Here is a 25,485-nt window from a genome sequence, read left to right as displayed (position 1 = left end):
TGGTACCCGACTTGCCGCGCATCTTGAACACGAAAGTTTCGACTTGTGAGTGACACAACGCAGGACGGTGGGGTCATGACCAGCACCCGACCGTTCGCCGACGACGGCCTGAGCCCGGCCGAGCTGGCCGCGAAGCACGGTCTCGCGGTCAGCGGTGCCCGGCCGGGGCTCGGTGAGTACATCCGTCAGCTGTGGGGCCGCCGCCACTTCATCCTGGCGTTCTCCTCGGCGAAGCTCACCGCCCAGTACAGCCAGGCGAAGCTCGGCCAGCTCTGGCAGGTGGTGACCCCGCTCCTCAACGCCGGCGTCTACTACCTGATCTTCGGCGTGATCATCGGCGCGGACCGGGGCATGCCGCACTCGGTGTACATCCCGTTCCTCGTGACCGGTGTGTTCGTGTTCACCTTCACGCAGAACTCGGTGATGGCCGGCGTCCGGGCGATCTCCGGCAACCTCGGCCTGGTCCGGGCGCTGCACTTCCCGCGCGCCACGCTGCCGATCTCCTTCGCGCTCCAGCAGCTCCAGCAGCTGCTGTTCTCGATGATCGTGCTCGCCGGTGTCGCCATCGCCTTCGGCAGCTACCCGTCGCTGAGCTGGCTGCTGCTCGTCCCGGCGCTGGCCCTGCAGTTCGTGTTCAACGCGGGCCTGTCCATGATCGTGGCCCGGATGGGCGCCAAGACGCCCGACCTCGCGCAGCTGATGCCGTTCATCATGCGCACCTGGATGTACGCGTCCGGCGTGATGTTCTCCATCCCCGTGATGCTCGCGGACAAGCCGGCCTGGATCGCCGACCTGCTCCAGTACAACCCGGCCGCGCTGCACATGGACCTGATCCGGTTCGCCCTGATCGACGGCTACGGGGCCCACAACCTCCCGCCGCACGTCTGGTTCGTCACCATCGCCTGGTCCGTGGTGATCGGCGTGGGCGGCTTCGTCTACTTCTGGAAGGCCGAGGAGAAGTACGGCCGTGGCTGATCACTCCCAGGGCCGTGTGCCCACCGTCATCGCGGACAACGTCCACATCGTCTACCGGGTCAACGGCGCCGCCGGCGGCAAGGGCAGCGCCACCGCCGCCCTCAGCCGGATCATCCGCGGCCGCAAGGGCGAGAGCGAGCGCGGCGTGCGCAAGGTGCACGCCGTCCGCGGCGTCTCCTTCACCGCGTACCGCGGCGAGGCCATCGGCCTGATCGGCACCAACGGCTCCGGCAAGTCGACCCTGCTGCGCGCCATCGCCGGCCTGCTGCCGACCGAGAGCGGCAAGGTCTACACCGACGGCCAGCCCTCGCTGCTCGGCGTCAACGCGGCCCTGATGAGCGACCTGACCGGTGAGCGCAACGTGATCCTCGGCGGCCTCGCCATGGGCATGAGCCGCGAGGAGATCAAGGGCCGTTATCAGGACATCGTCGACTTCTCCGGAATCAACGAGAAGGGCGACTTCATCTCGCTGCCGATGCGGACCTACTCGTCCGGCATGGGCGCCCGGCTCCGCTTCGCCATCGCCGCCGCCAAGCAGCACGACGTCCTCATGATCGACGAGGCGCTCGCGACCGGTGACCGCAAGTTCCAGATCCGCTCCGAGGAGCGCATCCGCGAGCTGCGCAAGGAGGCCGGCACGGTCTTCCTGGTCAGCCACAGCAACAAGTCGATCCGGGACACCTGCGACCGGGTGCTCTGGCTGGAGAAGGGCGAGCTGCTCATGGACGGCCCGACCGACGAGGTCATCGCCGCCTACGAGCGCGAGACCGGCAAGTAGTCCCCGCACGGTTTCCACCGCCCCCGCCGATCCGATCGGCGGGGGCGGTTTCGTGTCGGGGCGCGTCCGGTTTTCGCGCGTCGCGGACCCGCCCGGAATGTTCATGCGGTCAACATCGGGCAGGATGAGCCCATGGCAGCGATCTCGGGAGGAAAGACCTACCATCACGGCGACCTGCGCAACGCCCTCATCTGCGCGGCCGTCGGCCTCGCCACCGAAGGGGGCCCCGAACGTGTCGTGCTGCGCGAGGCCGCCCGCCGCGTCGGCGTCTCGCCCACCGCCGCCTACCGGCACTTCGAAGGCCGCGGCGAGCTCCTCGCCGCCGTCCGCGAGCACGCCCGGCACGCCCTCGCCGACGCCATGGAGCGCACCGCCGTCCGCGCCCCCGGGGCCGACGACCCCGCCCTCGCCGCCGAGGCCAGGCTCGCCGCCCTGTGTCGCGGCTACGTCGCCTTCGCCGTCGCCCAGCCGGGCCTCTACCGGTCCGCCTTCTCCGCTCCCCGTGCCGATGCCGGGGCCGCCGGGACCGCCGCCGAGGGCCCGGGCGCGGCAGGGGTACGGGCGTTCGCGCTGCTCACCGACGCCCTCGGCGCCGTCGCCGCGGCCGCCCGGCCGCCCCGCGCCGCCCGGCCCGCCGCCGAGGCCGCCGCGTGGTCGGCCGTGCACGGCCTGTCGCTGCTGCTCCTGGAGGACCCGCTGCGACGGCTGCCCGCCCAGCGCCGGGACGACGTCGTCGAGTCCACGCTGGCGATGGTCGTCTCCGGGACCCGCGCCTGCTGAGAACCGGTGGAGAACGTCAAGGTTCCGTGAACTTCCCCTCGGTACGGGAAGGTTGACCGGCCCCGCCGCGTTGTCGCGGTGCGCCGACCCCCGGACGCGATACAGCGCCTCGTACAACGTAAGCTGGACCGGTCTGATTCGCGGCAAGTGGGGCGATACCCCACGGCATCCGGCCGCCGGGCGTCCGGCCCTGGGCAAGGGTCGGCGGCGTGTCCGAAATAGGATGGATTGGATCCGCGGTGTAGAACGGGAGATGTGACGGCCATGACGCAGAATCTCCAGCTCCACGAGGGTGGAGCCGTCCTCGCGTCGGGCAGCGGCCGGTGACGGGAACCGGGCAGGCGCGCCCCGACACCGCCTCGCGCACCACACTCGGCAAGGCCGCGGACGAGAACTTCCCCGTGGCCCCCTTCTTCCTGCCCCGCGCCTGGCGCGACGACCTCATGGCCGTCTACGGCTTCGCCCGCCTCGTCGACGACATCGGCGACGGCGACCTCGCGCCCGGCGGCGCCGACGCCCGCCACCTCGGCGTCGGCCCCGAGCACGCCGGCGACCGGCTCGCGATGCTCGACGCCTTCGAGACCGACCTCCTGCGCGTCTTCGACCCCGCGGACGGCCCGCCCCGGCACCCGCTGCTGCGTGCCCTCGGCCCCACCGTCGAGCGCCGCGGCCTCCCCCCGGAGCCGTTCCTCGGCCTCGTCGCCGCCAACCGCCAGGACCAGCTGGTCCGCCGCTACGAGACGTACGACGACCTCCTGGCGTACTGCGAGCTGTCCGCCAACACCGTCGGCCGGCTCGTCCTCGGCATCACCGGTACCGCGACGCCCGAGCGGATCCGCCGCTCCGACGAGATCTGCACCGCGCTCCAGATCGTCGAGCACCTCCAGGACGTCGCCGAGGACCTCGGCCGCGACCGGATCTATCTGCCCGCCGAGGACCTGAAGCGCTTCCACGTCACCGAGGAGGACCTCGCCCGGCCCACCGCCGGCGCCTCCGTGCGCGCCCTGATCGCCTTCGAGGCGGACCGGGCCCGCGGCCTGCTCGACGCCGGCCTCCCGCTGGTCGGCAGCGTCCACGGCCGCCTCCGGCTGCTGCTGGCCGGCTTCGCCGGCGGAGGGTACGCGGCGCTCGACGCGATCGGCGCCGCCGGCTTCGACGTGCTGTCCGGGCCGCCCAAGGCCGCCAAACCGAGTCTGATGCGCCGCGCGGGCACCGTCCTGCTCGCGGCGCGGAGAGAGGGGTGAGCCGGACAGTGGAGGGACAGTCCCAGCCGTCGGCGCAGGTCCAGGCCGCGTACAGCTACTGCGAGGCCGTGACCGGCACGCAGGCGCGCAACTTCGCGTACGGCATCCGGCTGCTGCCGACCGAGAAGCGGCAGGCCATGTCGGCCCTGTACGCCTTCTCCCGGCGCGTCGACGACATCGGCGACGGGCCGCTCGCGCCCGGCGACAAGAAGGACCGCCTGGAGGCCACCCGCACGCTCCTCGGCCGGGTCCGCGCCGGCGAGGTCGAGGAGGACGACACCGACCCGGTCGCCGTCGCCCTCAGCGACGCCGCCCGCCGCTTCCCGATCCCGCTCGGCGGGCTCGACGAGCTCATCGACGGCGTGCTCATGGACGTGCGCGGCGAGACCTACGAGACCTGGGACGACCTCAAGGTCTACTGCCGCTGCGTGGCCGGCGCCATCGGCCGGCTCTCGCTCGGCGTCTTCGGCACCCAGCCCGGCGCCGTGGGCGCCGAGCGCGCCGCCGAGTACGCCGACACCCTCGGCCTCGCGCTGCAGCTCACCAACATCCTGCGCGACGTCCGCGAGGACGCCGGCAACGGCCGCACCTACCTGCCGGCCGACGACCTCGCCAAGTTCGGCTGCGCCGACGGCTTCGGCACCGACGCCCTGCCGCCGGGCGCCGACTTCGCGGGCCTCGTCCACTTCGAGGTCCGCCGCGCCCGAGCCCTGTTCGCCGAGGGCTACCGGCTGCTCCCGATGCTCGACCGCCGCAGCGGCGCCTGCGTCGCCGCCATGGCCGGCATCTACCGCCGCCTCCTCGACCGCATCGAACGCGACCCCGGCGCCGTGTTGCGCGGCCGCGTCTCCCTCCCCGGCCGGGAGAAGGCGTACGTGGCCGTCCGCGGCCTCTCGGGCCTCGACGCCCGCCACATCTCGCGCCGCACGCTCAGGAGGCCCGCGTGAGGTACGCCCCCCTGGCGCGCGCCGCCGCCCGCCCCGCTTACGCCGCCTCCGGCGCGCCCCGGACAACCCGCCGGGCCCGTACCGCGTCCCTGACCACGACGTTCCGAGGGGAGGCCGCATGACCGCCGACGAGATCCGGGTCACCGGGGGAGCGGCCGGCGCGCGCGGACACGGCGAGCGGCGGCCCGCGGCCGTCGTCGTCGGCGGCGGGCTCGCCGGCCTGACGAGCGCGCTCCAGCTGGCCGACGCCGGGGTGCGGGTGACGCTCCTCGAGGGCCGGCCCCGGCTCGGCGGACTCGCGAGCTCCTTCAAGCGGGGCGACCTCACGGTCGACAACGGACAGCACGTGTACCTGCGCTGCTGCACCGCGTACAGCTGGTTCCTCGACCGGGTCGACGGCGCCCACCTCGCGCCCGTGCAGCCGCGCCTCGACGTGCCCGTGCTCGACGTCGGGCACCCGCGCGGTCCCCGGCTCGGGCGGCTGCGGCGCGACGCCCTGCCCGTACCGCTGCACCTGGCCCGCAGCCTGGCGACCTATCCGCACCTGTCGGCCGGCGAGCGGGCGAGCGTCGCGCGCGCCGCGCTCGCGCTGAAGAAGCTGGACCCGGCCGACCCGGCGCTCGACGGCATCGACTTCGGCACCTGGCTGGGCCGGCACGGCCAGTCCGCGCGCACCGTCGAGGCCCTGTGGGACCTGGTCGGCGTGGCGACGCTCAACGCGCTCGCCCCGCACGCCTCCATGGGTCTCGCGGCCAAGGTCTTCAAGACCGGACTGCTCTCCGAGAACGGCGCCGCCGACATCGGCTGGGCCCACGTCCCGCTCGGCCACCTCCACGACACCCTCGCCCGCAAGGCCCTCGACGACCTGGGCGTGCGGATCGAGACGCGCACCAAGGCCGAGGCGGTCACCCGCACCGACGACGGCCGCTGGGCGGTCAGGGCGGCGGGCGAGATCCTGGAGGCAGACGCCGTCGTCCTCGCCGTACCGCAGCGCGAGACCCGCGAGCTGCTGCCGGACGGCGCCCTCGACGACCCCGACCGGCTGCTCGACATCGGCACCGCGCCGATCCTCAACGTGCACGTGATCTACGACCGCAAGGTGCTGCGCCGGCCGTTCTTCGCCGCGCTCGGCACGCCCGTCCAGTGGGTCTTCGACCGCACCGACTCCTCCGGGCTCACCGGCCCCGGCCAGTACCTCGCCCTCTCCCAGTCCGCCGCGCACGACGAGATCGACGAGCCCGTCGCCGCCCTGCGCGAGCGCTACCTGCCCGAGCTGGAGCGGCTGCTGCCCGCCGCCCGCGGCGCCGGCGTGCGGGACTTCTTCGTCACCCGCGAGCGGACCGCCACGTTCGCCGCGACCCCTGGCGTCGGCCGGCTCCGGCCCGGCGCCCGCACCCACGCCCCCGGCCTCTACCTGGCCGGCGCCTGGACCGCCACCGGCTGGCCCGCGACCATGGAGGGTGCGGTCCGCAGCGGCTTCAGCGCCGCGGGCGCCGCACTCTCCACCCTCGGCCGCCACTACGACCATCCGCTGCAGGAGGCGGCATGAGTGTGAGTACCGGAACTAGAGGAGAGACCGTGCCGACTGTGCCCCCGGGGAATCCGGGCGTCGACACCGCGGACGTCGCCGCACTGCTGGAACGGGGCCGCGCCCTGTCCACGCCCGTCATGCGGGCGGCCGTCGACCGCCTCGCGCCGCCCATGGACACCGTGGCCGCCTACCACTTCGGCTGGATCGACGCCGAGGGCAACCCGACCGAGGGCGACAGCGGCAAGGCCGTCCGCCCCGCCCTCGCGCTGATCTCCGCCGAGGCCGCCGGAGCCGCCCCCGAGGTCGGCATCCCCGGCGCCGTCGCCGTCGAGCTGGTGCACAACTTCTCGCTGCTCCATGACGACCTCATGGACGGCGACGAGCAGCGCCGGCACCGCGACACCGTGTGGAAGGTGCACGGCCCCGCCCAGGCCATCCTGGTCGGCGACGCGCTCTCCGCCCTCGCCAACGAGGTGCTGCTCGAACTCGGCACCGTCGAGGCCGGCCGCGCCACCCGCCGCCTCACCACCGCCAACCGCAAGCTCATCGACGGTCAGGCGCAGGACATCTCCTACGAGCACCGCGAGCGGGTCACCGTCGAGGAGTGCCTGGAGATGGAGGGCAACAAGACCGGCGCCCTGCTCGCCTGCGCCGCCTCCATCGGCGCCGTCCTCGCGGGCTGCGACGACCGGACCGCCGACAAGCTGGAGGAGTACGGCTACCACCTCGGCCTCGCCTTCCAGGCCGTCGACGACCTGCTCGGCATCTGGGGCGACCCGGACGCCACCGGCAAGCAGACCTGGTCCGACCTGCGCCAGCGCAAGAAGTCCCTGCCGGTCGTCGCCGCCCTCGCGGCCGGCGGCCCGGCCTCCGAGCGGCTCGGCGAGCTGCTCGCGGCCGATGCCAAGAGCACCGACTTCGACTCCTTCTCCGAGGAGGAGTTCGCCACCCGCGCCGCCCTCATCGAGGAGGCCGGCGGCCGGGAGTGGACCTCCCAGGAGGCCCGCCGCCAGCACGCCATCGCCGTCCGCGCCCTGCACGAGGTCGACATGCCGGCCAGGGTCCGGGAGCAGCTCACGGCACTGGCCGATTTCGTCGTCGTGCGGAAGAGATGATCGCCATCGCTCTGATATAGGTGCGCAGTCGCCGGCCGGTGCCCCGCGCACCGGCCGACGGCAGACCCGGGAAAGCAGAAGTACGCGTCACTCACTGACCGACTGCATGAAGGGGAAGCCATGACAGCGACGACCGACGGAAGCGCCGGGGCCGTGGGACCCCGGGCGGCAGCCTCGGCCAGCGACACGACCACCGGCACGCTCACCGGCGGGCCCGCGCCCGGAGCGCTCGACGAGGCCGCCGCCAAGGCCGCCGAACGCTCCGTCGACCACCTCCTCGGCCGGCAGGACGCCGAGGGCTGGTGGAAGGGCGACCTGGAGACCAACGTCACCATGGACGCCGAGGACCTGCTGCTCCGCCAGTTCCTGGGGATCCTCGACCCGGACACCACCCGCGCCGCCGCCCTCTTCATCCGCGGCGAGCAGCGGGACGACGGCACCTGGGCCACCTTCTACGGCGGGCCCGGCGACCTCTCCGCCACCGTCGAGGCGTACGTCGCGCTCCGGCTCGCCGGCGACCTCCCCGACGCCCCGCACATGGCCCGCGCCGCCGCCTGGATCCGCGAGCAGGGCGGCATCGCCGCGGCCCGCGTCTTCACCCGGATCTGGCTCGCGCTCTTCGGCTGGTGGCGCTGGGACGACCTGCCCGAGCTGCCGCCCGAGCTGGTCTTCCTGCCGAGCTGGTTCCCGCTCAACATCTACGACTTCGGCTGCTGGGCCCGGCAGACCATCGTGCCGCTCACCGTCGTCTCCGCCAAGCGTCCGGTGCGGCCCGCGCCCTTCCCGCTCGACGAGCTGCACACCGACCCGGCCCGCCCGAACCCGGTGAAGCGGCTCGCTCCGGCCCTCAGCTGGGACGGCTTCTTCCAGCGCGTCGACAAGGGCCTGCACCTCTACCGCAAGGTCGCCCCGCGCCTGCTGCGCAAGACCGCCATGGACGCCGCCGCCCGCTGGATCGTCGAACGCCAGGAGAACGACGGCTGCTGGGGCGGGATCCAGCCGCCCGCCGTCTACTCGGTCATCGCCCTGCACCTGCTCGGCTACGACCTGGAACACCCCGTGATGCGCGCCGGCCTCGCCTCGCTCGACCGCTTCGCGGTCACCCGCGAGGACGGCGCCCGCATGATCGAGGCGTGCCAGTCCCCGGTCTGGGACACCTGCCTCGCCACCATCGCGCTCGCCGACGCGGGCGTGCGCCCGGACCACCCGGCGCTCGTGAAGGCCGCCGACTGGATGCTCGGCGAGGAGATCACCCGCAAGGGCGACTGGGCCGTGCGGCGACCGCAACTCCCGCCGGGCGGCTGGGCGTTCGAGTTCCACAACGACAACTACCCGGACATCGACGACACCGCCGAGGTCATCCTCGCGCTGCGCCGGGTCAGGCACCCCGACCCGGCGAAGGTGGAGGCGGCGGTCCGCCGCGGCGCGCGCTGGACCGCCGGGATGCAGTCGAGGAACGGCGCCTGGGGCGCCTTCGACGCCGACAACACCAGCTCCTTCCCCAACCGGCTGCCGTTCTGCGACTTCGGCGAGGTCATCGACCCGCCGTCCGCCGACGTCACCGCCCACGTGGTCGAGATGCTCGCCCACGAGGGCAAGGCCGGCCACCCGCGCACCCGGCGGGGCGTCGAGTGGCTGCTCGCCGAACAGGAGCCGAACGGCGCCTGGTTCGGCCGCTGGGGCGTCAACTACGTATACGGCACCGGCTCGGTGGTCCCGGCCCTCGTCGCCGCCGGACTGCCCCGCACCCACCCCGCGATCCGCCGCGCGGCCGGCTGGCTGGCGTCCGTGCAGAACGAGGACGGCGGCTGGGGCGAGGACCTCCGCTCGTACCGGATGCGGCAGTGGATCGGCCGCGGCACCTCCACCGCCTCCCAGACCGCCTGGGCGCTGATCGCCCTGCTCGCGGCCGGCGAGCGGGACTCCGAAGCGGTCCGCCGCGGCATCGCCTGGCTGGTCGAGCGGCAGCGCGCGGACGGGTCCTGGGACGAGCCGCAGTTCACCGGCACCGGCTTCCCCTGGGACTTCTCCATCAACTACCACCTCTACCGCCAGGTCTTCCCGCTCACCGCGCTCGGCCGCTATGTGCACGGCGAGCCGGTGCCGCACGGCCGGGAGGACACCTGATGGCCCGGGAGCCGGCCGCAGAGGGCCCCAGAGGCGCCGAGGGCGCCGAGGGTGCCGCAGGGCCGGCCGAGGCCGCCGTAGGGGCCGGGGCCGGCGGTCCGGTACGGGCCGGGGCCGGCGGTCCGGTACGGGCCTCGGATCCCGTACGGGCCGGGGCCGGGCATCCCGTACGGGCCCGGGCCGCGGCCGGTGCCGGACTCGCCGTGCCGCCGCTGATCGTCGCCTGCGCGCTCGGCATCGAGAAGCTGGCGCTGCGCAGCGGCGACCGGGCCGGGGCGCCCGCGCCGCTCGCGGTCGTACGGACCGGGATGGGCCCGGCGCACGCCCGCCGGGGCGTGGCCCGGGCGCTGGCCCGTGAGCCCTGGCGGGACGCGGCCGTCATCGCCTCCGGCTTCTGCGCGGGCCTCGCGCCCGGTATGCACCCCGGCGACATCGTCGTCGCCGAGGAGACCCGCGACGCCGACGGCGTCACGCCCTGCGCCGGCACCGAGCTGCTCGTCAAGGCGCTCGCCCGCGCCCTGCCCGGGCACACCGTCCACACCGGCCCGCTGACCGGCTCCGACCACGTGGTGCGCGGCCCGGAGCGGGCCGCGCTCGCGGCCGGCGGGGCCATCGCCGTCGACATGGAGTCCGCCGCCACCCTGCGCACCGCGACCGCAGTCGGACCCCGCCCGGTTGCGGCCGTCCGGGTGGTCGTGGACGCTCCAGAACATGAACTGGTCCGGATCGGCACCGTACGCGGGGGAATATCGGCGTTCCGCGTTCTCCGTGCCGTCCTTCCCGCTTTCTTCGAATGGCACCGTTCTTTGCTGCTCCCCAGGAGGTGAGCCGAGTCATGGCCATGCCGCTCCGTCAGTCCATCCGGGTCGGGACCTATCTCTTCGAACAGAAGCTCCGCAAGCGTGACAAGTTCCCGCTGATCGTCGAGCTCGAGCCGCTGTTCGCCTGCAACCTCAAGTGCGAGGGCTGCGGCAAGATCCAGCACCCGGCGGGCGTCCTCAAGCAGCGCATGCCGGTCGCCCAGGCGGTCGGCGCCGTCCTGGAGTCCGGCGCTCCGATGGTGTCCATCGCCGGCGGCGAACCCCTGATGCACCCTCAGATCGACGAGATCGTGCGCCAGTTGGTGGCCAAGAGGAAGTACGTCTTCCTGTGCACCAACGCGATGCTGCTGCGCAAGAAGCTCGACGAGTTCACCCCCTCCCCGTACTTCGCCTTCGCCGTGCACATCGACGGGCTGCGCGAGCGGCACGACGAATCCGTCGCCAAGGAGGGCGTGTTCGACGAGGCGGTCGCGGCCATCAAGGAGGCCAAGCGGCGCGGATTCCGGGTCACCACCAATTCGACCTTCTTCAACACCGACACCCCGCAGACCGTCATCGAGGTGCTCAACTTCCTCAATGACGACCTCCAGGTGGACGAGATGATGATCTCGCCCGCCTACGCCTACGAAAAGGCCCCCGACCAGGAGCACTTCCTCGGCGTCGAACAGACCAGGGAACTCTTCCGGAAGGCGTTCGCGGGCGGAAACCGGCGCCGCTGGCGGCTGAACCACTCGCCGCTCTTCCTGGACTTCCTGGAAGGCAAGGCCGACTTCCCCTGCACCGCGTGGGCGATCCCCAACTACTCCCTCTTCGGGTGGCAGCGCCCCTGCTACCTGATGAGCGACGGCTACGTCCCCACGTACCGCGAACTCATCGAGGAGACCGACTGGGACAAGTACGGCCGCGGCCGGGACCCGCGCTGCGCCAACTGCATGGCGCACTGCGGTTACGAGCCCACCGCCGTCCTCGCCACCATGGGCTCCCTCAAGGAGTCGCTGCGCGCGGTCCGCGAGACCGTCAACGGGAACTCCACGTCATGACCGGCGAGTTCGACCTGCGGGCGCTGCTGGCCGAGCGCGGCGGCGAGCGCTACGAGCTGCACGCCCGCCACCTCAACCACCAGCTCCCGCGCATGCTCCACACCATCGGATTCGACCGGACCTACGTACGGGCCGAGGGCGCGCACTTCTGGGACGCCGAGGGCAACGACTACCTCGACATGCTCGCCGGCTTCGGGGTCATGGGGCTCGGCCGGCACCACCCGGTCGTCCGCAAGGCGCTGCACGACGTCCTCGACGCCGAGCTCGCCGACCTCACCCGCTTCGACTGCCCGCCGCTGCCCGGGCTCCTCGCCGAGCGGCTGCTCGCCCACAGCCCGCACCTCGACCGGGTCTTCTTCGGCAACAGCGGCACCGAGGCCGTCGAGACCGCCCTGAAGTTCGCCCGGTACGCCACCGGGCGGCCCAGGATCGTCTACTGCGCGCACGCCTTCCACGGCCTCACCACCGGCTCCCTCTCCGTCAACGGGGAGAAGGGCTTCCGGGACGGCTTCGCGCCGCTGCTGCCCGACACGGAGATCGGGCTCGGCGACCTCGACGCCCTGGAGCGGGAGCTGCGCAAGGGCGACGTGGCCGGCTTCGTCGTCGAGCCCGTCCAGGGCAAGGGCGTCCACCAGAGCCCGCCAGGCTTCCTGCGGGCCGCCCAGGAGCTGCTCCACCGGCACGGCGCGCTCCTGATCGCCGACGAGGTGCAGACCGGCCTCGGCCGGACCGGCGACTTCTATGCCTACCAGCACGAGGACGGTGTCGAGCCCGACCTGGTCTGCGTCGCCAAGGCGCTCTCCGGCGGCTATGTGCCGGTCGGCGCCACCCTCGGCAAGGACTGGATCTTCAAGAAGGTCTACTCCTCGATGGACCGGGTCCTGGTCCACTCGGCCAGCTTCGGCTCCAACGCGCAGGCCATGGCCGCCGGCCTCGCCGTGCTCTCGGTCATGGAGAGCGAGGACACCGTCGCCCGCGCGCGCCGGACGGGCGAGCTGCTCGCCTCCCGGCTGCGCGCGCTCGTACCGCGCTACGAGCTGCTCAAGGAGGTCCGCGGCCGCGGCCTGATGATCGGCATCGAGTTCGGCCGGCCGTCGTCGCTGGGCCTTCGCAGCCGCTGGACCATGCTCCAGGCGGCCCGCAAGGGCCTCTTCGCCCAGATGGTCGTGGTGCCGCTGCTCCAGCGCCACCACATCCTGACCCAGGTGTCCGGAGACCACCTGGAGGTCATCAAGCTCATCCCGCCGCTGATCATCGACGAGGCGGACGTCGACCGCTTCGTGACCGCCTTCACCGCGGTGATGGACGACGCCCACGGCGGCGGCGGACTCCTGTGGGACTTCGGAAAGACGCTGGTCAAGCAGGCCGTCGCGCAGCGCTGACGCGTTCTTCCGGCGGCTTCGGTGCGCGGGTTTTGCCTCTGAGGCAAGAAAGTTGCCTCAGAGGCACAAGCCTGGCGCAATGGACGCATGGACCACGTCACCGACGTCGTACCCGACGTCGCCCCACGGCTGCGCGACCTGCGCCGCAGGCGCGGGCTCACCCTGGAGGCGGCCGCCCAGCGCGCCGGGCTCTCGCCGGCCCATCTGTCGCGGCTCGAGACGGGCAACCGGCAGCCCTCGCTGCCGATGCTGCTCGCGCTCGCACGTATCTACGGTACGACGGTCTCCGAGCTGCTCGGCGAGGCGCCGCCGGAGCGTGACCCGGTGGTCCGGGCCGGACGCTCCGATCCGGTCGAGGCCGACGGCTGGATCTACCGCCAGGCCGGGGGCGCCGGACGCGCCCTGCAGTGCCTGCGGGTCCACGTCCCCTACGCCACCCGCGCCGACATCGTGCGGGTCCACCCGGGCGAGGAGTGGATCCACGTCCTGGAGGGCCGGGTGCGGCTCGCGCTCGGCGAGACGGTGCACGTCCTCGATCCCGGGGACAGCGCCCATTTCGACTCGCTCACCCCGCACCGGATCGGTGCCGCCACCCAGGCCGGGGCCGAGCTGCTCTTCGTCCACACCCTGATGCAGAGCCCCGCCGCCGAGCTGTGCCTCGGCGACGGGACCCCGCACCGCCGCTGAGGTCCAGAAAGGAAAGACATGTCCGAGAAGTCCGTACCGGTCACCGGCGAGGAGCGCGGTGAGGGCAAGTTCCCCAAGGGCCTGGTGCTCCGGCTCTTCGCCTATCTGGTCGCCGGTCACCTCTTCGCCGCCTTCCTCTACCTGCTCTTCGCGATGGGCGCGAAGTAGCGGCGGCCCGCGCCGGGGCTACGCCTCCGTGAGCATCCGCTCGCGCAGCCGCTCCCGGGTCTCGGGGGCCAGCTTCAGGCCCTCGGCGAGATAGGCGTCGACCGAGCCCCAGGTCGTCTCGATCGCCTCGAAGGCGGCCCGCAGATACTCCGCCCGCGCGTCGAACAGCGGCGCGAGCAGCTCCATCACCTCCGGCGACATCGCGTCCGGGGCGGTGGAGCTGCGCTGCACCTTGTAGCGGCGGTGCGGGGCGTTGGACTTCAGGTAGTCCTCCTCGATCGCCCCGCGCTCGACCCCGAGCGCCAGCAGCGATATCGCGATCGCCAGGCCGGCCCGGTCCTTCCCGGCGGCGCAGTGCATCAGGACCGGGACGCTGTCCTCGGCCATCGCGTGCAGGACCCGGCTGTGCTCGGCCGTCTTCTCCACGATCATCTTCCGGTACGAACCGGACATCCGGGCCGCCGCCTTGCCGTCGGCCAGGAGCCCGCGCAGCTGCTCCACGTCGCCGGTGCGCACCAGGTTCCAGAACTCCTTGCCGTCGGCCGGGTCGCTGAGGGGGATGTTCACGTTCCGTGTCCCCGGAAGGTCCACGTCCGGTCCCTCGATCCGCCGGTCCGCGTCGTTGCGGAAGTCGAAGACCGTGTGCAGCGACAGGGTGGCGAGGAACGCGGCGTCCTCCTCGGTGGCGTGTGCCAGGTGGCCGCTGCGGAACAGCTGTCCGGGGCGCACCGCCCGGCCGTCCGTGGTCGGCAGGCCGCCCAGGTCACGGAAGTTGCGTACGCCGGCGAGCTCGGGCTCGGTGGTCGCTTGCGTCACGGTTGCTCCTGGTCTCTCGAGATCGGTTCCTCGGGCAATCATCCAGGGTCGGATGCCAGTGGCACACCCCCTCGGGGTGGGAATGGTCGATCTGTCCGTATTGTGGGTTTGGTGATAACGCGCCCTGGTTGCAGGGGAGATGGGAATCGGGGCGTGAGCAGCGTCATAAACGTGACGGACCGTGGCTGATCGTCTTTTTCGAATTCCTTTGGGGAAAGGGAAATCGAAGGCCCGTCATCGACGCAGGGTGACCGGAATTCCGGCCGGATTTCACGTGATCAAGAGTGGCCGGAAATCCATGGCTTGTTCGCGTCGACCCGGCTCGTCTAGCGTCGCGCTCAATCCGGACGGACCGCCGAATCCTGCCGCCGCCCGGAATCCGCACCCACCCGTGTCAGGCAGGAGCGGGGGACCCAGGTACTTTGCCGATCCCTCGACGCATCACGCTCGAAGGACGGCTCGGGGTGAAGCCGCGCGAAGGCGCGGCCGGACATCTCCAGTCCGAACCCGACAGCTCACCTCGCAGGCGACGGAGAGGAATTCGCCATGCCCGCGAAGGGTAAGCACCGCCGTACCAAGGCCAACCCGATCACCCGCGGGTTCGTCGCCGCCGGCACGGGTGGCGCCGTCGTCGCGCTCCCGCTGATCGGCGCGACCGGCGCCCACGCCGCCGAGCAGGCCGCCCCGGCCGCGGCCCCCCAGCGGGCCGTCGCCGCCGCGGCCCCCGCCGCCGTCACCCCCGCCCAGGCCCCGGCCGCCGCGTCCGCCGCCCCCGCGTCGTACACCGTGGTGCGCGGCGACTACCTGTCGAAGATCGCCTCCGAGCACCACCTGGCCGGCGGCTGGCACCAGCTCTACCGCGACAACCGCCAGGTCGTCGGCGAGAACCCCTCGCTGATCCTGCCCGGCATGAAGCTGGTCCTCGGCGGCAGGAACCACGCCAAGGCCCACCCGGCGACGACCGCCGCCCCGCAGTCCTCCGCCGACGGGCAGCGCGCCTCGCGCAGTGCCGAGCGCACGGCGAAGCCGGCCGCGGCCCCCGCCTCCTCCTCGTCCGCCGCTTCCTCCTCCTCGGCCTCGTCGTCCTCCGCGTCGACCGGCACGACCTCCTCCACCGGCTGGGTCGTCCCCGTCAGCGGTGGCATCTCCACCGCGTACAAGACGCCGGGCGCGATGTGGTCCTCCGGCTACCACACCGGCGTCGACTTCATCGCCGACACCGGCACGGCCGTCCACGCGGTCGGCCCCGGCACCGTCTACTCCGCCGGCTGGGGCGGCGCCTACGGCAACCAGATCGTCATCCAGCACGCCGACGGCACCTTCTCGCAGTACGGCCACCTCTCCTCGATCTCCGTCAGCGCCGGCCAGACCGTCACCGCCGGCCAGGTGATCGGCCTCTCCGGCGCCACCGGCAACGTCACCGGCCCGCACCTGCACTTCGAGATGCGCACCGGGCCGGACTACGGCTCCGACATCGACCCGCTGGCCGCCCTTCGCCAGCACGGCGTCGCGATCTGACGCGTCTGCCGCTTCGGACGCTTCTGGAGCGTCTGACGGACCATAAGCGGGGCCATCACCGATGGCCCCGCTTATTCCTGCTTGACGTGATCTTTACCTCGTGGCATATGTCACCCGCCGTCAACCCCTCCTTACGGTCGCGTAGGTCACACGCGTAAGGGAAAGATGTGGTCCCGTGGCAGACGATTCGAGATCACGAGACAAGAACGCATTCGGGTCGTACGCGGCGATCGGTGACAGCTTCACCGAGGGCGTGGGAGACCCCGGGCCCGACGGGAATTTCGTCGGCTGGGCGGACCGATTCGCGGTCCTGCTCGCCGACCAGCTGCCTGAGCACGACGCCTTCCGCTACGCCAATCTGGCCGTACGGGGGCGCCTTCTCGACCAGATCGTCACGGAACAGGTGCCGCGGGCGAAGGAACTCGCCCCGGACCTGGTGACCTTCTGCGCCGGGGGCAACGACATCATCCGCCCCGGGACCGACCCCGACGACGTCGCCGAGCGTTTCGAGCGCGCCGTCGCCGACCTGACCTCCGCCGTCGGCACCGTCATGGTGACGACCGGCTTCGACACCAAGGAAGTGGCGCTCCTCAAGCACCTGCGCGGCAAGATCGCCACGTACAACGGGCACGTGCGGGCGATCGCCGACCGCTACGGCTGCCCGGTGCTCGACCTGTGGTCGCTGAAGTCCGTCCAGGACCGCCGTGCCTGGGACGGCGACCGGCTGCACCTCTCGCCCGAGGGCCACACCCGGGTCGCGCTGCGCGCCGCCCAGGTCCTCGGCCTGCCGGTGCCGGCCGACCCGGAGCAGCCGTGGCCGCCGCAGCCGCCGCGCGGTGCCCTGGAGGTCACCAAGGACGACATCCACTGGGCCAAGGAGCACCTGGTCCCGTGGATCGGGCGCCGGCTGCGCGGCGAGAGCTCCGGCGACCACGTCGAGGCCAAGCGCCCCGACCTGATGCCGCTCTGACGTCTCTGACGTCTCTTCAGGAGACCGGCCGCGGTGTGTCCGCCGGGACGCGTTCCAGGACGCCCCCGGCGAACACGTCGTACAGCGGCAGCGTCTCCAGGTGCACGTAGCCGATGTGGCAGTCGCACTGCGCCAGCGGGCAGGCCCGGGGGCGCAGCGCGGCGCGGTACGAACCGTCGTAGAGGTTGCCGAGCTCGGCGCGCACGAAGTGGCAGCGGCGCACCGTCCCGTCGCCGTCCACCGAGACCACCGACTCGCCCGTGCGGCAGGGCAGCCCGGCCGAGCGGTGCGGATGGCGGCTGTACGGGAAGAGCGGGTCGAGCGCCGTCCAGCCGGCGGCCTCCGCGTCGGTGTAGGTGTGGCCCTCGGCCGCGTTCACCCACAGATAGACCTCGGCCGGTAGCTCGGCGCGCAGCCGGCGGGCGTGTCCGAGGTGCTCGGGCAGCCCGACGACGCCGACGCTGAAGCGGATGCCGCGCGCGGCGAGCTCCCGGCACTTGCCGAGGAAGCGCTCGTACGGCGTCTGCCCGGGGTGGTAGGTGCACCACAGGGCCACGGTCCGCGGGTCGGCCTCGGCCAGCCACTCGGTGCGGCAGCTCAGATTGGTCTGGATCGCCACCCGCTCCACGTGCGGCAGCCGGGACAGCTCGACGATCGTCCGCCGGTACCAGGACCGCACCAGGCCCTCGCCCCACGGGGTGAACAGGATCCGCAGCCGGTCCCCGGTCTGCCCGGCGGCCCAGCCGGCGAAGCGCTCCAGGGCCGCCCGGTCGGCCCGCAGCCGCTCCGGGCTGTCGCGCCGCTTGGCGAACGGGCAGTACGGGCAGTCGTAGTCGCAGGAGGCGAGCGGTCCCCGGTAGAGCAGGGTCAGATCCATGGCGTCGGGCATCCGGGCCTCCGCTACTTCGTCTCGTACGCGGCCATCGCCGCGCTGACCGCCGGCGAGAACAGCTCGGGTCCGAGCCCGTCCGAGTGCGCCAGGCCCTCGGGCGAGAGCCGCAGCAGCCCGGCCGGGGCGTCGGTGTCCAGCCAGCCGCGCTGCTCGAAGCGGGCCAGCTCCCCGGCGAAGTCCGTCAGCGCCGAGCCGCCGAACCGGGCCGTGTAGCCGTCGAGCGGCATGCCCTCGGCCTGGAGCAGCGACTGGAGCAGATGGCGGCGGCGCGCCTCGCCCCCGTCGACCCGGCGGCCCACCTCGGCCCGGGAGAAGTCGTCGGTGCCCGCGTAGGCGTCGATGATGCGACGGATCTCGGGCATGCCGACCGCGTAGTCGAAGGAGTAGTGCAGCGCCGAGGTGTACGAGCGGGCGCCGCAGCCCAGGCCGATCATGCCGTCCGTCTGGCAGGCGTAGTCGTCGGGGCCGAGCGGGGCCGCGTCGGCGCGCCGGAACATGCGCATCGACACCTGCTCGTAGCCGTGGGCGAGGAGGTGGTCCCGGCCGTGCCGGTAGAGCCGCAGCCGCTGCTCGTCCCACTCCCGGTCGGCCGCGTCCACGGCCTCGGCGGTGGCGGCCTTGCGGCCCAGACCGGTGAGCGGGCGCACGTACAGCGGGTACAGGTACAGCTCCTCCGGCCGCCAGGCGAGGGCGGCGTCGAGCGAGCGGCGCCAGGACGCCACGGTCTGGCCGTCGATCCCGTAGATCAGGTCGATGTTGAGGACCGGCACGCCGGTGTCGCGGATCCGGCCGAGGGCCGCCTCGACGTCGGCCCGGCGCTGCGGGCGCACGGCGGCCCTGGCCTCGGCCTCGACGAAGCTCTGCACGCCGATGCTCAGCCGGGTCGCGCCGCGCTCGGCGAGCACGGCGAGCCGGTCGGCGGTCGCGGTGGCCGGCGAGGTCTCCACGGACAGCGGCACCGCGCGCAGGTCGGCGCCCATGCGCCGCTCGGCGATGTCGCAGAGCCGCTCCAGCTCGCCGGCGGTGAGGAAGGTCGGCGTGCCGCCGCCGAACGCGGCCGTCGCGAAGCGCACCGGGGCCGTGTCGCCGAGGGCCTCCCGCACCGCGCTCGCCTGCCGGTCGAGGGCGTCCAGATAGCGGGTGGTCAGCTCGTCCGGGGCGCCGATCCGGGTGAAGAGGTTGCAGAAGCCGCAGCGGACCTCGCAGAACGGTATGTGCGCGTAGAGCGAGAGCGCGTCCTTGGGCTCGCCGGCCCACAGCGCGGCGAGCGACGGCCGGTCGGGCAGCGGGCGGTAGGCGGTCTTGTGCGGATAGGCGTAGACGTAACTGCGGTACGGGCGCGGGGCGTCGGTCGGGGTGCTCACGCGGCCTCCTCCTGGGCCGGGGCGGAGTCACCGGCCGCCGGTCCGGGCAGCGTGAACTGCGCGTACGGCACGGTCCACACCGACTCGTGGCCGAGGCGGTGACCGGTGAAGCCGTCGTCCCCGTAGGCCGTGCCGTGGTCCGAGCAGACGATCGCGAAGCAGGAGCGGCGGCTGCTCATCGCGGCGAAGAGCCGTCCGATGTGCCGGTCCACGTACTCCAGGGCGGCGGCGTGGGTGGCCCGGGAGTCGCCGGCCTCTCGGGTCGCGCCCGGCAGATGGAACCAGTTGGGCTGGTGCAGCGCCGCGACGTTCACGAACAGGAAGAGCCGCCGCTCGCGCGGGAGACGGGCCACGACCTCCTCGGCGCGCGCCACCTGTGACTCGAAGGAGGTCGGCGAGGCGACCCCGAACGAGGGCTCCCAGTGGCTCTCCTGGAACAGGCCGGGCAGCACCGTGCCGAGCGGCGGCTGCCCGTTGAAGAAGCCGACCCCGCCGACGCACACCGTCCGGTACCCCTCGTGGGCCAGTGCCGACACCAGGTCGGGCGTGTCGTGGAAGACGTAGGTGCCGTCCGCCGTGGTCTCGCTGCCCGCGAACCGGGCCGCGAAGAGCCGCGGATGCGGGCCGGGCGTCGCCGGGGTCGGCAGGAAGCCCGCGAACATGGCCTGGTGGGAGGCGTAGGTGAAGCTGCCGGGCGCGTGCCGCCGCTCCCAGGTGCCGCCGGGCAGATGCCGGGCCAGGTTCGGGATGCGGCCCCGGGCGGCGAGCTCGGCGGCCACGTCGTACCGCAGGGTGTCGAGGGTGACCAGGAGCAGATCGTGGCTGCCCACGATCCCGTTCATGTCGGGGGTGTGCGCGTCGGGCGCGTGGGAGGAGTTCACGGCGTGCTGGTTTCTGTGGATCGGGTGTGTCGGGGACGCGGGCCGCGGAGCAGGGCGGCGACCTGGGCCGCGTAGGTGTCCAGGCCCTCGGCGCCGCTGCCCGGCAGGCCCGTGAGCCCGGGGAGCAGGTCGCCGAAGGCGTTGACCTCGCCGACGGCGAAGCGGCGCCAGCCGGTGCCGGGCAGCAGGTCGACGCCCACGCAGCGGGTGCCGGGGAAGGCGGCGGCCGCCGCCTCGCAGACGGCGAGCGCGTCCTGGAAGCGGCCGCCGGCCGCGGTGATCGCGTCCCGCGCGGCGGCCAGGTCGCCCCGGGCGCCGCCGAGGTGGAGGTTGGTCATGGGGGAGCGGCTGGTGCGGACGACGGCGTGGGTGGCCCGGCCGTCGACCACGACCACCCGCAGGTCGGCCGCGCGTCCGTGCTGTGCGGCCTTGGGCAGCCAGCGCTCGAGGTGCAGGCCGTCGGGCGCGAGGGCGTCCACGATCGCGGCGACCTCCCGCTCGGTGCGGTAGCGCCGGACCCGCAGCGAGTTGAACAGGCGGCCGTCCGCGGCGCGTTCCACCGAGGTGGTGGCCTGGACCCGGCCGCCGCCGGCCGTCTCGACCGCGAGGACGCCGGATGCCGAGGAGCCGTGCGCGAGCTTCACGAACACCCGGGGCAGCCCGGCCTGCGCCATCAGTGCCCGCGCGTCCGTCCAGCCGCGTACCGCCGGAGCCGCCGGGCCCGAGGTGGGGGAGTCCGGCACCGGGATCCCGGCGGCGCGCAGCCGCCCGTGGGTCAGCCGCTTGTCGAAGAGGACGGCCGTCTCGGCCGGGTCGTCGACCAGCGTCGCCCCGGCCTCGCCCGCCCGGACCGCGAGCCCTGCCAGGGCGTCGGTGAACCGCTCGTACCAGCGCCGCGAGCCCTCCACCCGGGCCGGGTCGTCCGCGCCGCGCAGCAGCCGGTCGACCGCCGCGTCCTCGCCGGGCGTGTCGACCCGGACGGTCTCCCCGGCCAGGAACCGCGCGCGGCCGTGCAGCACGTCCCGCCACGGCACCACCCTGACGTCGGGCAGGCCGGCGGCGCGCGCCGCGTCCTGGAAGAGGCGGACCCGGCGGTCGGCGGGGTTGCCGACGACGGCGGGGCGGAGGCTCGCGGCGGGGCTCATTCGCCGACCGCGGTGTACCGGTAGACCGTGCCGTCGTACTCGTCGGGGGCCTGGGCGTCGCTGACGTCCACGTCGACGCCGTGCGGCGCGAGCGCCTTCACGACCCGCTCGCGGACCGCGTCCGACAGGTAGTGGTGCGACAGGTCGAGGCGCTTCAGATGGGTCAGCGACTGCCCGGCGAGCAGCGCTTCGACGCCCTTGTCGGTGAGCACGCCCATGGACAGGTCGAGTTCGGTCAGGCGGGCCACGACCGGGGCGCTCGCGACGGCGGCCACCACGTCGTCCTGGGTGTCGCTGTTGCGCAGCCCCAGATACTTCAGGGCGGGCAGCCGGGTGCCCTCCAGGATCGGCTCCAGGTCGTCGGTCGTGGTGTCGTTGCCGTAGTCGTCCCGGCCGAGCCAGAGCTCCAGGTGCTCCAGGGCGGGCAGGGCGCACGCGGCGATGTTCCGCACCAGGCGCCCCGGCAGCCCGCCGGTCTGCACGACCAGGCGGCGCAGCGCCTCGTGGCGCACGGGCGGGAACTCCAGGCCGGTGGCGCCGCGGACGCCGAGCGTGCGCAGCCCGGGGTAGGCGAGGAGCAGCGGGGTGATGTCGGACTGGACGATCCAGGAGATCTCGCAGTCCTCGGAGAGCATATCGCCGAGGAACACGGCCTCCAGCGCGGGCAGTCGGTCCTTGGCGCCCGTCAGGGCCTCGACGATGTCGGCCGACGAGTTCTCGAAGGCCTCGTCCCAGCCGCCGACGACCAGCGCCCGCACCCGCGTGGTGTCGACGTCGGCGAGGAAGCGCTCGAACAGCGGCTGCCACTGCTCGTCGTCGTCCTCCGCGTACGTCGAGGCCGACAGCCGCCAGGCGACCGACGCGGGGTCGGGCAGCTCGGCCGGCGTCTCGTCGGGGCGCGCGGGGAAGTCGGCCACGGGCAGGCCGTGGAACTCGTGCAGGTAATCCCCAAGGGTCATGGCTGCTCCAGACACCGGACGTGAGGCCGGACGGCGTTGATCGGCTGATGCGAGAAGTTGTACCAAGCGGCACTGACAACGCCCGCCGGAGGGCCCGCGGGAGCGGGTCGGCGCCCGGCGACACGCGCGTCCCGAACGGAATCTGATGATTTGTCTGATAATCATCACTCGTGCATGCCCGTCGCGCCCGTGGCGCCCTCCTCAGCCTGCTGCTCGCCGCGGCCGCGCTCCTCGGCGCGCTCCCGGCCGCCGCCCAGGCCGCCCCGCCCCCCGGAGACGACCCGAGCCTCGTGGCCAGACCGACCTCCCCGGCCCCCGGAGACGACCCGAGTCCCGTGGCCCCGGCCCCCGGAGGCGACCGGACCCTCGCCGCCCCGGCCGCCTTCACCATCTCCGGGCTCGACCTCCACGACGGCCAGCTCGCCAAGTTCGGCGACACGTACTACATGTACGGCACCATGTACGGGTGCGGCTTCCAGTGGTACGTGGCGCACACGCCCTGGTGCGGCTTCGGCGTCTCCACCGCGCCCGCGCCGCAGGGCCCCTGGAGCACTCCGAAGCCGCTCTTCGATCCCGGCACCGCCGATCCCTGGACCGACGGATCGTGGCAGGAGACCTGCGGCGGCACCGGACAGGGCTGCTTCAACCCGAGGATGATCCGCCGCACCGGCTGGGGCAGGAACGACGGGGTCTTCATCCTCTGGTTCAACAGTCCCCGGCACTATTCGGCCGACCACACGAACGCCTACAACGTGATGGGCTGCGCCTCCGCCGCCGGCCCCTGCGGGCCCGGCGTCACCCCGAACGGCTCGTACCACAAGCCCTCGCTCTCCTTCTGCACCGGCAACGGGGACTTCGGCTTCATCGCCTCCGGCGCCCCCGGCGGCCGCCCCGCCCTCGTCTGCACGCTCGCGGGCAGCGCACAGATCAACATCGAGGAACTCGACACCTGGGGCAGCGGCGGCCACGGCATCGGGGTGCGCAAGGTCGCCGGGCTCGGCACGGTCGAGGGGCCGGGCGGCTACTGGGACCCCGTACAGGCCCGCTACGTCCTCACCTACGCCGATCCCGCCTGCGGCTACTGCGCCGGCACCCCGATCGGCTACGCCACCGCGCCCTCGCTCTACTCCGGCTGGAGCGCGCCCGGCAACGTCGGCTGGAGCGCGCCCGCGAACGGCCGCCGCGTCTTCAACGGCAACAGCTGCGGCGGCCAGCCCAGGACGGTCGCCGTGCTCGACGGACGGCCCTGGCAGATCATCGACCTGTGGCGCGGCACCCGCAACGAGGCCACGGCCGCCACCCACGTCGTCCCGCTGTCGTACGCACCCACCCCGGGCACCGCGGGCGACGGCCGGGTCTGGCGCCCGCCGCTCAGCCTCGTCTGCTGAAGCCAGGCCGTCCGCCGAGGTCAGGCCGGGGCCGCCGGCAGCCCCAGCTCGCGGTCGAGCGCCGCGTCCGCCCACCGCAGCATCGTGGCGCGGGAGAGCGAACCGGCGTACGAGGTCATCTGCACGGCCAGGCCGTCGAGGAACGCGGTGAGCCGCCAGGCCGCGGCGACCGGGTCCGGGCAGCGGAACTCCCCGGCCGCCGCGCCCTCGGCGAGCACCGCCGCCAGCTCCCGCTTCCACGCCTGGTCCAGCGCACCGGCGACCTCGCGCAGCGCCGGCTCGCGCAGCGCCGCCGCCCAGCTCTCGATCCACAGCCGCCAGCCCTTGGCCCGGCCGGTCGGGGCGTACCAGCGGACCGCCGCCCGCAGCCGCCGCACGGCCGTGGTGCGCCGCCCGAGCAGGGCGCGCAGCCGGGCCAGGTCCTCCTCGGCCGCGTGCGCGAAGGCGGCCGCGACCAGCTGTTCCTTGGTCGCGAAGTGGTAGAGCACCAGTGCGTTGCTCACCCCGAGCTCCGCGGCCACGTCGGCGATCCGGACCGCCGCGACGCCCCGGGCCTCGATCTGCACGACGGCCGCCCGCAGCAGCGCCTCCCGCCGCTCCGCCACGCTCCACCGCACTCTCGCCACCTGCGGCACCCTACACAGCCCGTGACCGGGGCGGATCCCGGCCGAGGGCCCGGCCCGGCGCGCTTCGGCGCGAGCCGCCCATAATGGGGGGACCCTCGACTCCAGGTTCAGGAGGTCTCGTGACCGGCACTGGCTCCGACCACACGCTGCGGGCCCGGCTGCGCGCGCTGCGCCCCGCGGCCTTCGGCGCGGACCCGGCGGGGGAGCGCCTGGAGCGCATCCGCCGGTCCCCGAACTTCGCCGACGGGGTCTTCGTGAACCCCGAGTCCACCCGGCACCGGCCGTCCGGCGGCGCCGTCGAGTTCGCCAAGATCTACTTCGAGAAGGAGGCCCGGGTGCGCCGCGCCCCGGCCGGCCGGATCCCCGTGCACCCCACCACGGTGGCCGACCTGGCCCGGCCGCCGGCCACCGGCCTCCGCCTCACCTGGATGGGCCACTCCAGCGTCCTCACCGAGATCGACGGGCACCGGGTGCTCTTCGACCCGGTCTGGGGCGACCGCTGCTCGCCCTTCGCCTTCGCGGGCCCCAAGCGGCTGCACCCGGTCCCCGTGCCGCTGGCCGCCCTCGGCCCGGTCGACGTCGTGGTGATCAGCCACGACCACTACGACCACCTCGACCTGCCCACGATCAAGGCGCTGGCCGGCACCGGCACCGTCTTCGCGGTCCCGCTCGGCGTCGGCGCCCACCTGGAGCGCTGGGGCGTGTCCGCCGCCCGGATCCGCGAGCTCGACTGGACCGAGTCCACCACCGTCCGCGACCTGCGCCTCACCGCGACCCCCGCCCGCCACTTCTGCGGCCGCGGGCTGCGCAACCAGCAGCACACCCTGTGGGCCTCCTGGGCCGTCGAGGGCCCCGAGCACCGCGTCTACCACAGCGGCGACACCGGCTACTTCTCCGGCTTCGAGGAGATCGGCGCGGCCCACGGCCCCTTCGACGCCACCATGATCCAGATCGGCGCCTACTCCGAGTACTGGCCCGACATCCACATGACCCCGGCCGAGGGCCTGCGCGCCCATCTCGACCTGCAGGGCGGCAGCCCGCACGGCGTGCTGCTGCCGATCCACTGGGGCACCTTCAACCTGGCGCCGCACGCGTGGGCCGAGCCGGGGGAGTGGACCAAGGACGCGGCCGACGAGGCCGGGCAGGCCGTCGCGCTGCCGCGGCCCGGCGAGCCCTTCGAGCCGGCGGGCAAGATCCCGGCCGAGGCCTGGTGGTCCGGTGTCACCCACCCGATCGCGCGCCCCTGGCGGCGGCCGCGGCCGGTGGTGACGGCGGCCGCCGAGGACCGGAGCGGCGATCTGGACTTCGCGGGAGACGTCTGACCCGGGCCC

24 protein-coding genes and 1 riboswitch are annotated in these 25,485 nt (G+C 73.4%); of the genes, 17 read left to right on the top strand and 7 right to left on the bottom strand.

The annotated features are described in order from the left end of the window. The first annotated feature begins 45 nt into the window (after nt 1–45). The 13 genes from ACFYU9_RS17870 to ACFYU9_RS17810 all read left to right on the top strand — a co-directional run bounded on the left by ACFYU9_RS17870 (nt 46) and on the right by ACFYU9_RS17810 (nt 13,595). The gene (locus tag ACFYU9_RS17870) at nt 46–975 is read left to right on the top strand and encodes an ABC transporter permease (protein WP_389206837.1); all 930 of its coding nucleotides are present in this window, start codon (nt 46–48) and stop codon (nt 973–975) included. Beyond that, nucleotides 968–1,753 carry an ABC transporter ATP-binding protein gene (locus ACFYU9_RS17865; protein WP_389206836.1) on the top strand — a complete coding sequence of 262 codons (786 nt, stop codon included), beginning with the start codon at nt 968–970 and terminating at the stop codon, nt 1,751–1,753. Before ACFYU9_RS17870 ends, ACFYU9_RS17865 begins: the two co-directional genes overlap by 8 nt. A 132-nt stretch (nt 1,754–1,885) precedes the next feature. Further along, complete coding sequence (locus ACFYU9_RS17860) at nt 1,886–2,533, top strand: TetR/AcrR family transcriptional regulator (protein WP_389345333.1); 648 nt, start codon at nt 1,886–1,888, stop codon at nt 2,531–2,533. 323 nt (nt 2,534–2,856) lie between these two features. After that, on the top strand, nt 2,857–3,777 hold the full coding sequence (hpnC, locus tag ACFYU9_RS17855) for a squalene synthase HpnC (protein WP_389345332.1): 921 nt from the start codon (nt 2,857–2,859) through the stop codon (nt 3,775–3,777). Beyond that, nucleotides 3,774–4,724: a presqualene diphosphate synthase HpnD gene (gene hpnD, locus ACFYU9_RS17850; protein ID WP_389206831.1), complete on the top strand. Its 951-nt coding sequence runs from the start codon at nt 3,774–3,776 to the stop codon at nt 4,722–4,724. Before hpnC ends, hpnD begins: the two co-directional genes overlap by 4 nt. A gap of 118 nt (nt 4,725–4,842) precedes the next feature. Next, nucleotides 4,843–6,273 carry a hydroxysqualene dehydroxylase HpnE gene (gene hpnE, locus ACFYU9_RS17845; protein WP_389206830.1) on the top strand — a complete coding sequence of 477 codons (1,431 nt, stop codon included), beginning with the start codon at nt 4,843–4,845 and terminating at the stop codon, nt 6,271–6,273. Then, nucleotides 6,270–7,370, top strand: a complete 1,101-nt coding sequence (locus tag ACFYU9_RS17840) for a polyprenyl synthetase family protein (RefSeq protein WP_389206829.1) — start codon at nt 6,270–6,272, stop codon at nt 7,368–7,370. Before hpnE ends, ACFYU9_RS17840 begins: the two co-directional genes overlap by 4 nt. Before the next feature lie 120 nt (nt 7,371–7,490). Continuing rightward, nucleotides 7,491–9,497, top strand: coding sequence for a squalene--hopene cyclase (shc, locus tag ACFYU9_RS17835; RefSeq protein ID WP_389206828.1), 2,007 nt, complete (start codon nt 7,491–7,493; stop codon nt 9,495–9,497). A 203-nt stretch (nt 9,498–9,700) separates the two neighbouring features. Further along, entirely contained in the window at nt 9,701–10,324 is a 624-nt protein-coding gene (locus tag ACFYU9_RS17830; protein ID WP_389208027.1) for a 1-hydroxy-2-methyl-2-butenyl 4-diphosphate reductase, read from the top strand. An 8-nt stretch (nt 10,325–10,332) separates the two neighbouring features. Beyond that, on the top strand, nt 10,333–11,358 hold the full coding sequence (gene hpnH, locus ACFYU9_RS17825; protein WP_389206827.1) for an adenosyl-hopene transferase HpnH: 1,026 nt from the start codon (nt 10,333–10,335) through the stop codon (nt 11,356–11,358). Beyond that, nucleotides 11,355–12,740: an aspartate aminotransferase family protein gene (locus ACFYU9_RS17820; RefSeq protein ID WP_389206826.1), complete on the top strand. Its 1,386-nt coding sequence runs from the start codon at nt 11,355–11,357 to the stop codon at nt 12,738–12,740. Before hpnH ends, ACFYU9_RS17820 begins: the two co-directional genes overlap by 4 nt. A gap of 87 nt (nt 12,741–12,827) precedes the next feature. Continuing rightward, complete coding sequence (locus tag ACFYU9_RS17815; RefSeq protein ID WP_389206825.1) at nt 12,828–13,427, top strand: helix-turn-helix domain-containing protein; 600 nt, start codon at nt 12,828–12,830, stop codon at nt 13,425–13,427. 18 nt (nt 13,428–13,445) lie between these two features. Further along, nucleotides 13,446–13,595 (top strand): DUF6126 family protein, encoded by a 150-nt coding sequence (locus ACFYU9_RS17810; RefSeq protein ID WP_389206824.1) that lies wholly within the window; start codon nt 13,446–13,448, stop codon nt 13,593–13,595. A gap of 18 nt (nt 13,596–13,613) precedes the next feature. Here the strand turns inward: ACFYU9_RS17810 and ACFYU9_RS17805 are convergent, their stop codons facing one another. After that, nucleotides 13,614–14,411, bottom strand: a complete 798-nt coding sequence (locus tag ACFYU9_RS17805) for a tyrosine-protein phosphatase (protein ID WP_389206823.1) — start codon at nt 14,409–14,411, stop codon at nt 13,614–13,616. Nucleotides 14,412–14,787: 376 nt separating this feature from the next. After that, a riboswitch (cyclic di-AMP (ydaO/yuaA leader) is annotated at nt 14,788–14,953 on the top strand. A 4-nt stretch (nt 14,954–14,957) separates the two neighbouring features. On the opposite strand from ACFYU9_RS17805, the gene ACFYU9_RS17800 reads away from it, so the two are divergent. Further along, on the top strand, nt 14,958–15,929 hold the full coding sequence (locus ACFYU9_RS17800; RefSeq protein WP_389206822.1) for a peptidoglycan DD-metalloendopeptidase family protein: 972 nt from the start codon (nt 14,958–14,960) through the stop codon (nt 15,927–15,929). Between the two features lie 175 nt (nt 15,930–16,104). Continuing rightward, a complete protein-coding gene (locus tag ACFYU9_RS17795) occupies nt 16,105–16,899 on the top strand; it encodes an SGNH/GDSL hydrolase family protein (RefSeq protein ID WP_389206821.1) in 795 nt (264 codons plus the stop codon). Nucleotides 16,900–16,915: 16 nt separating this feature from the next. Here the strand turns inward: ACFYU9_RS17795 and ACFYU9_RS17790 are convergent, their stop codons facing one another. The 5 genes from ACFYU9_RS17790 to ACFYU9_RS17770 are packed head-to-tail and all read right to left on the bottom strand — an operon-like array spanning nt 16,916 to nt 22,140. Then, on the bottom strand, nt 16,916–17,776 hold the full coding sequence (locus ACFYU9_RS17790; RefSeq protein ID WP_389208025.1) for an STM4011 family radical SAM protein: 861 nt from the start codon (nt 17,774–17,776) through the stop codon (nt 16,916–16,918). 23 nt (nt 17,777–17,799) lie between these two features. Continuing rightward, the gene (locus ACFYU9_RS17785) at nt 17,800–19,155 is read right to left on the bottom strand and encodes an STM4012 family radical SAM protein (protein WP_389345331.1); all 1,356 of its coding nucleotides are present in this window, start codon (nt 19,153–19,155) and stop codon (nt 17,800–17,802) included. Beyond that, nucleotides 19,152–19,997 (bottom strand): STM4013/SEN3800 family hydrolase, encoded by an 846-nt coding sequence (locus ACFYU9_RS17780; RefSeq protein WP_389208023.1) that lies wholly within the window; start codon nt 19,995–19,997, stop codon nt 19,152–19,154. The genes ACFYU9_RS17785 and ACFYU9_RS17780 overlap by 4 nt, the downstream gene beginning before the upstream one ends. Before the next feature lie 35 nt (nt 19,998–20,032). Beyond that, on the bottom strand, nt 20,033–21,181 hold the full coding sequence (locus ACFYU9_RS17775; RefSeq protein ID WP_389345330.1) for an STM4014 family protein: 1,149 nt from the start codon (nt 21,179–21,181) through the stop codon (nt 20,033–20,035). Continuing rightward, entirely contained in the window at nt 21,178–22,140 is a 963-nt protein-coding gene (locus ACFYU9_RS17770; protein WP_389345329.1) for an STM4015 family protein, read from the bottom strand. The genes ACFYU9_RS17775 and ACFYU9_RS17770 overlap by 4 nt, the downstream gene beginning before the upstream one ends. Nucleotides 22,141–22,310: 170 nt before the next feature. Here ACFYU9_RS17770 and ACFYU9_RS17765 point away from each other — a divergent pair, with 170 nt between their 5' ends. Then, nucleotides 22,311–23,528, top strand: a complete 1,218-nt coding sequence (locus ACFYU9_RS17765; protein WP_389206814.1) for a hypothetical protein — start codon at nt 22,311–22,313, stop codon at nt 23,526–23,528. Between the two features lie 20 nt (nt 23,529–23,548). Here ACFYU9_RS17765 and ACFYU9_RS17760 read toward each other — a convergent pair whose 3' ends face one another. Further along, complete coding sequence (locus ACFYU9_RS17760; protein WP_389345328.1) at nt 23,549–24,154, bottom strand: TetR/AcrR family transcriptional regulator; 606 nt, start codon at nt 24,152–24,154, stop codon at nt 23,549–23,551. A 119-nt stretch (nt 24,155–24,273) separates the two neighbouring features. Between ACFYU9_RS17760 and ACFYU9_RS17755 the strand changes: the two genes are divergently transcribed. Continuing rightward, a complete protein-coding gene (locus tag ACFYU9_RS17755; RefSeq protein WP_389345327.1) occupies nt 24,274–25,476 on the top strand; it encodes an MBL fold metallo-hydrolase in 1,203 nt (400 codons plus the stop codon). Nucleotides 25,477–25,485 lie beyond the last annotated feature (9 nt).

The organism is Streptomyces sp. NPDC004327, assembly GCF_042873935.1.
Taxonomy (GTDB): Bacteria; Actinomycetota; Actinomycetes; order Streptomycetales; family Streptomycetaceae; genus Streptomyces.
This window is presented reverse-complemented; position numbering and strand designations above follow the sequence as displayed.

Excerpts from the sequence above, each read along its gene's own strand:
- ACFYU9_RS17790 (WP_389208025.1), bottom strand. The coding sequence starts at position 17,776 with ATGGATCTGACCCTGCTCTACCGGGGACCGCTCGCCTCCTGCGACTAC.
- ACFYU9_RS17810 (WP_389206824.1), top strand. The coding sequence starts at position 13,446 with ATGTCCGAGAAGTCCGTACCGGTCACCGGCGAGGAGCGCGGTGAGGGC.
- ACFYU9_RS17780 (WP_389208023.1), bottom strand. The coding sequence starts at position 19,997 with ATGAACGGGATCGTGGGCAGCCACGATCTGCTCCTGGTCACCCTCGAC.
- ACFYU9_RS17770 (WP_389345329.1), bottom strand. The coding sequence starts at position 22,140 with ATGACCCTTGGGGATTACCTGCACGAGTTCCACGGCCTGCCCGTGGCC.
- ACFYU9_RS17840 (WP_389206829.1), top strand. The coding sequence starts at position 6,270 with ATGAGTGTGAGTACCGGAACTAGAGGAGAGACCGTGCCGACTGTGCCC.
- shc (WP_389206828.1), top strand. The coding sequence starts at position 7,491 with ATGACAGCGACGACCGACGGAAGCGCCGGGGCCGTGGGACCCCGGGCG.
- ACFYU9_RS17860 (WP_389345333.1), top strand. The coding sequence starts at position 1,886 with ATGGCAGCGATCTCGGGAGGAAAGACCTACCATCACGGCGACCTGCGC.
- hpnH (WP_389206827.1), top strand. The coding sequence starts at position 10,333 with ATGGCCATGCCGCTCCGTCAGTCCATCCGGGTCGGGACCTATCTCTTC.
- ACFYU9_RS17820 (WP_389206826.1), top strand. The coding sequence starts at position 11,355 with ATGACCGGCGAGTTCGACCTGCGGGCGCTGCTGGCCGAGCGCGGCGGC.
- hpnE (WP_389206830.1), top strand. The coding sequence starts at position 4,843 with ATGACCGCCGACGAGATCCGGGTCACCGGGGGAGCGGCCGGCGCGCGC.
- ACFYU9_RS17775 (WP_389345330.1), bottom strand. The coding sequence starts at position 21,181 with ATGAGCCCCGCCGCGAGCCTCCGCCCCGCCGTCGTCGGCAACCCCGCC.
- ACFYU9_RS17800 (WP_389206822.1), top strand. The coding sequence starts at position 14,958 with ATGCCCGCGAAGGGTAAGCACCGCCGTACCAAGGCCAACCCGATCACC.
- ACFYU9_RS17815 (WP_389206825.1), top strand. The coding sequence starts at position 12,828 with ATGGACCACGTCACCGACGTCGTACCCGACGTCGCCCCACGGCTGCGC.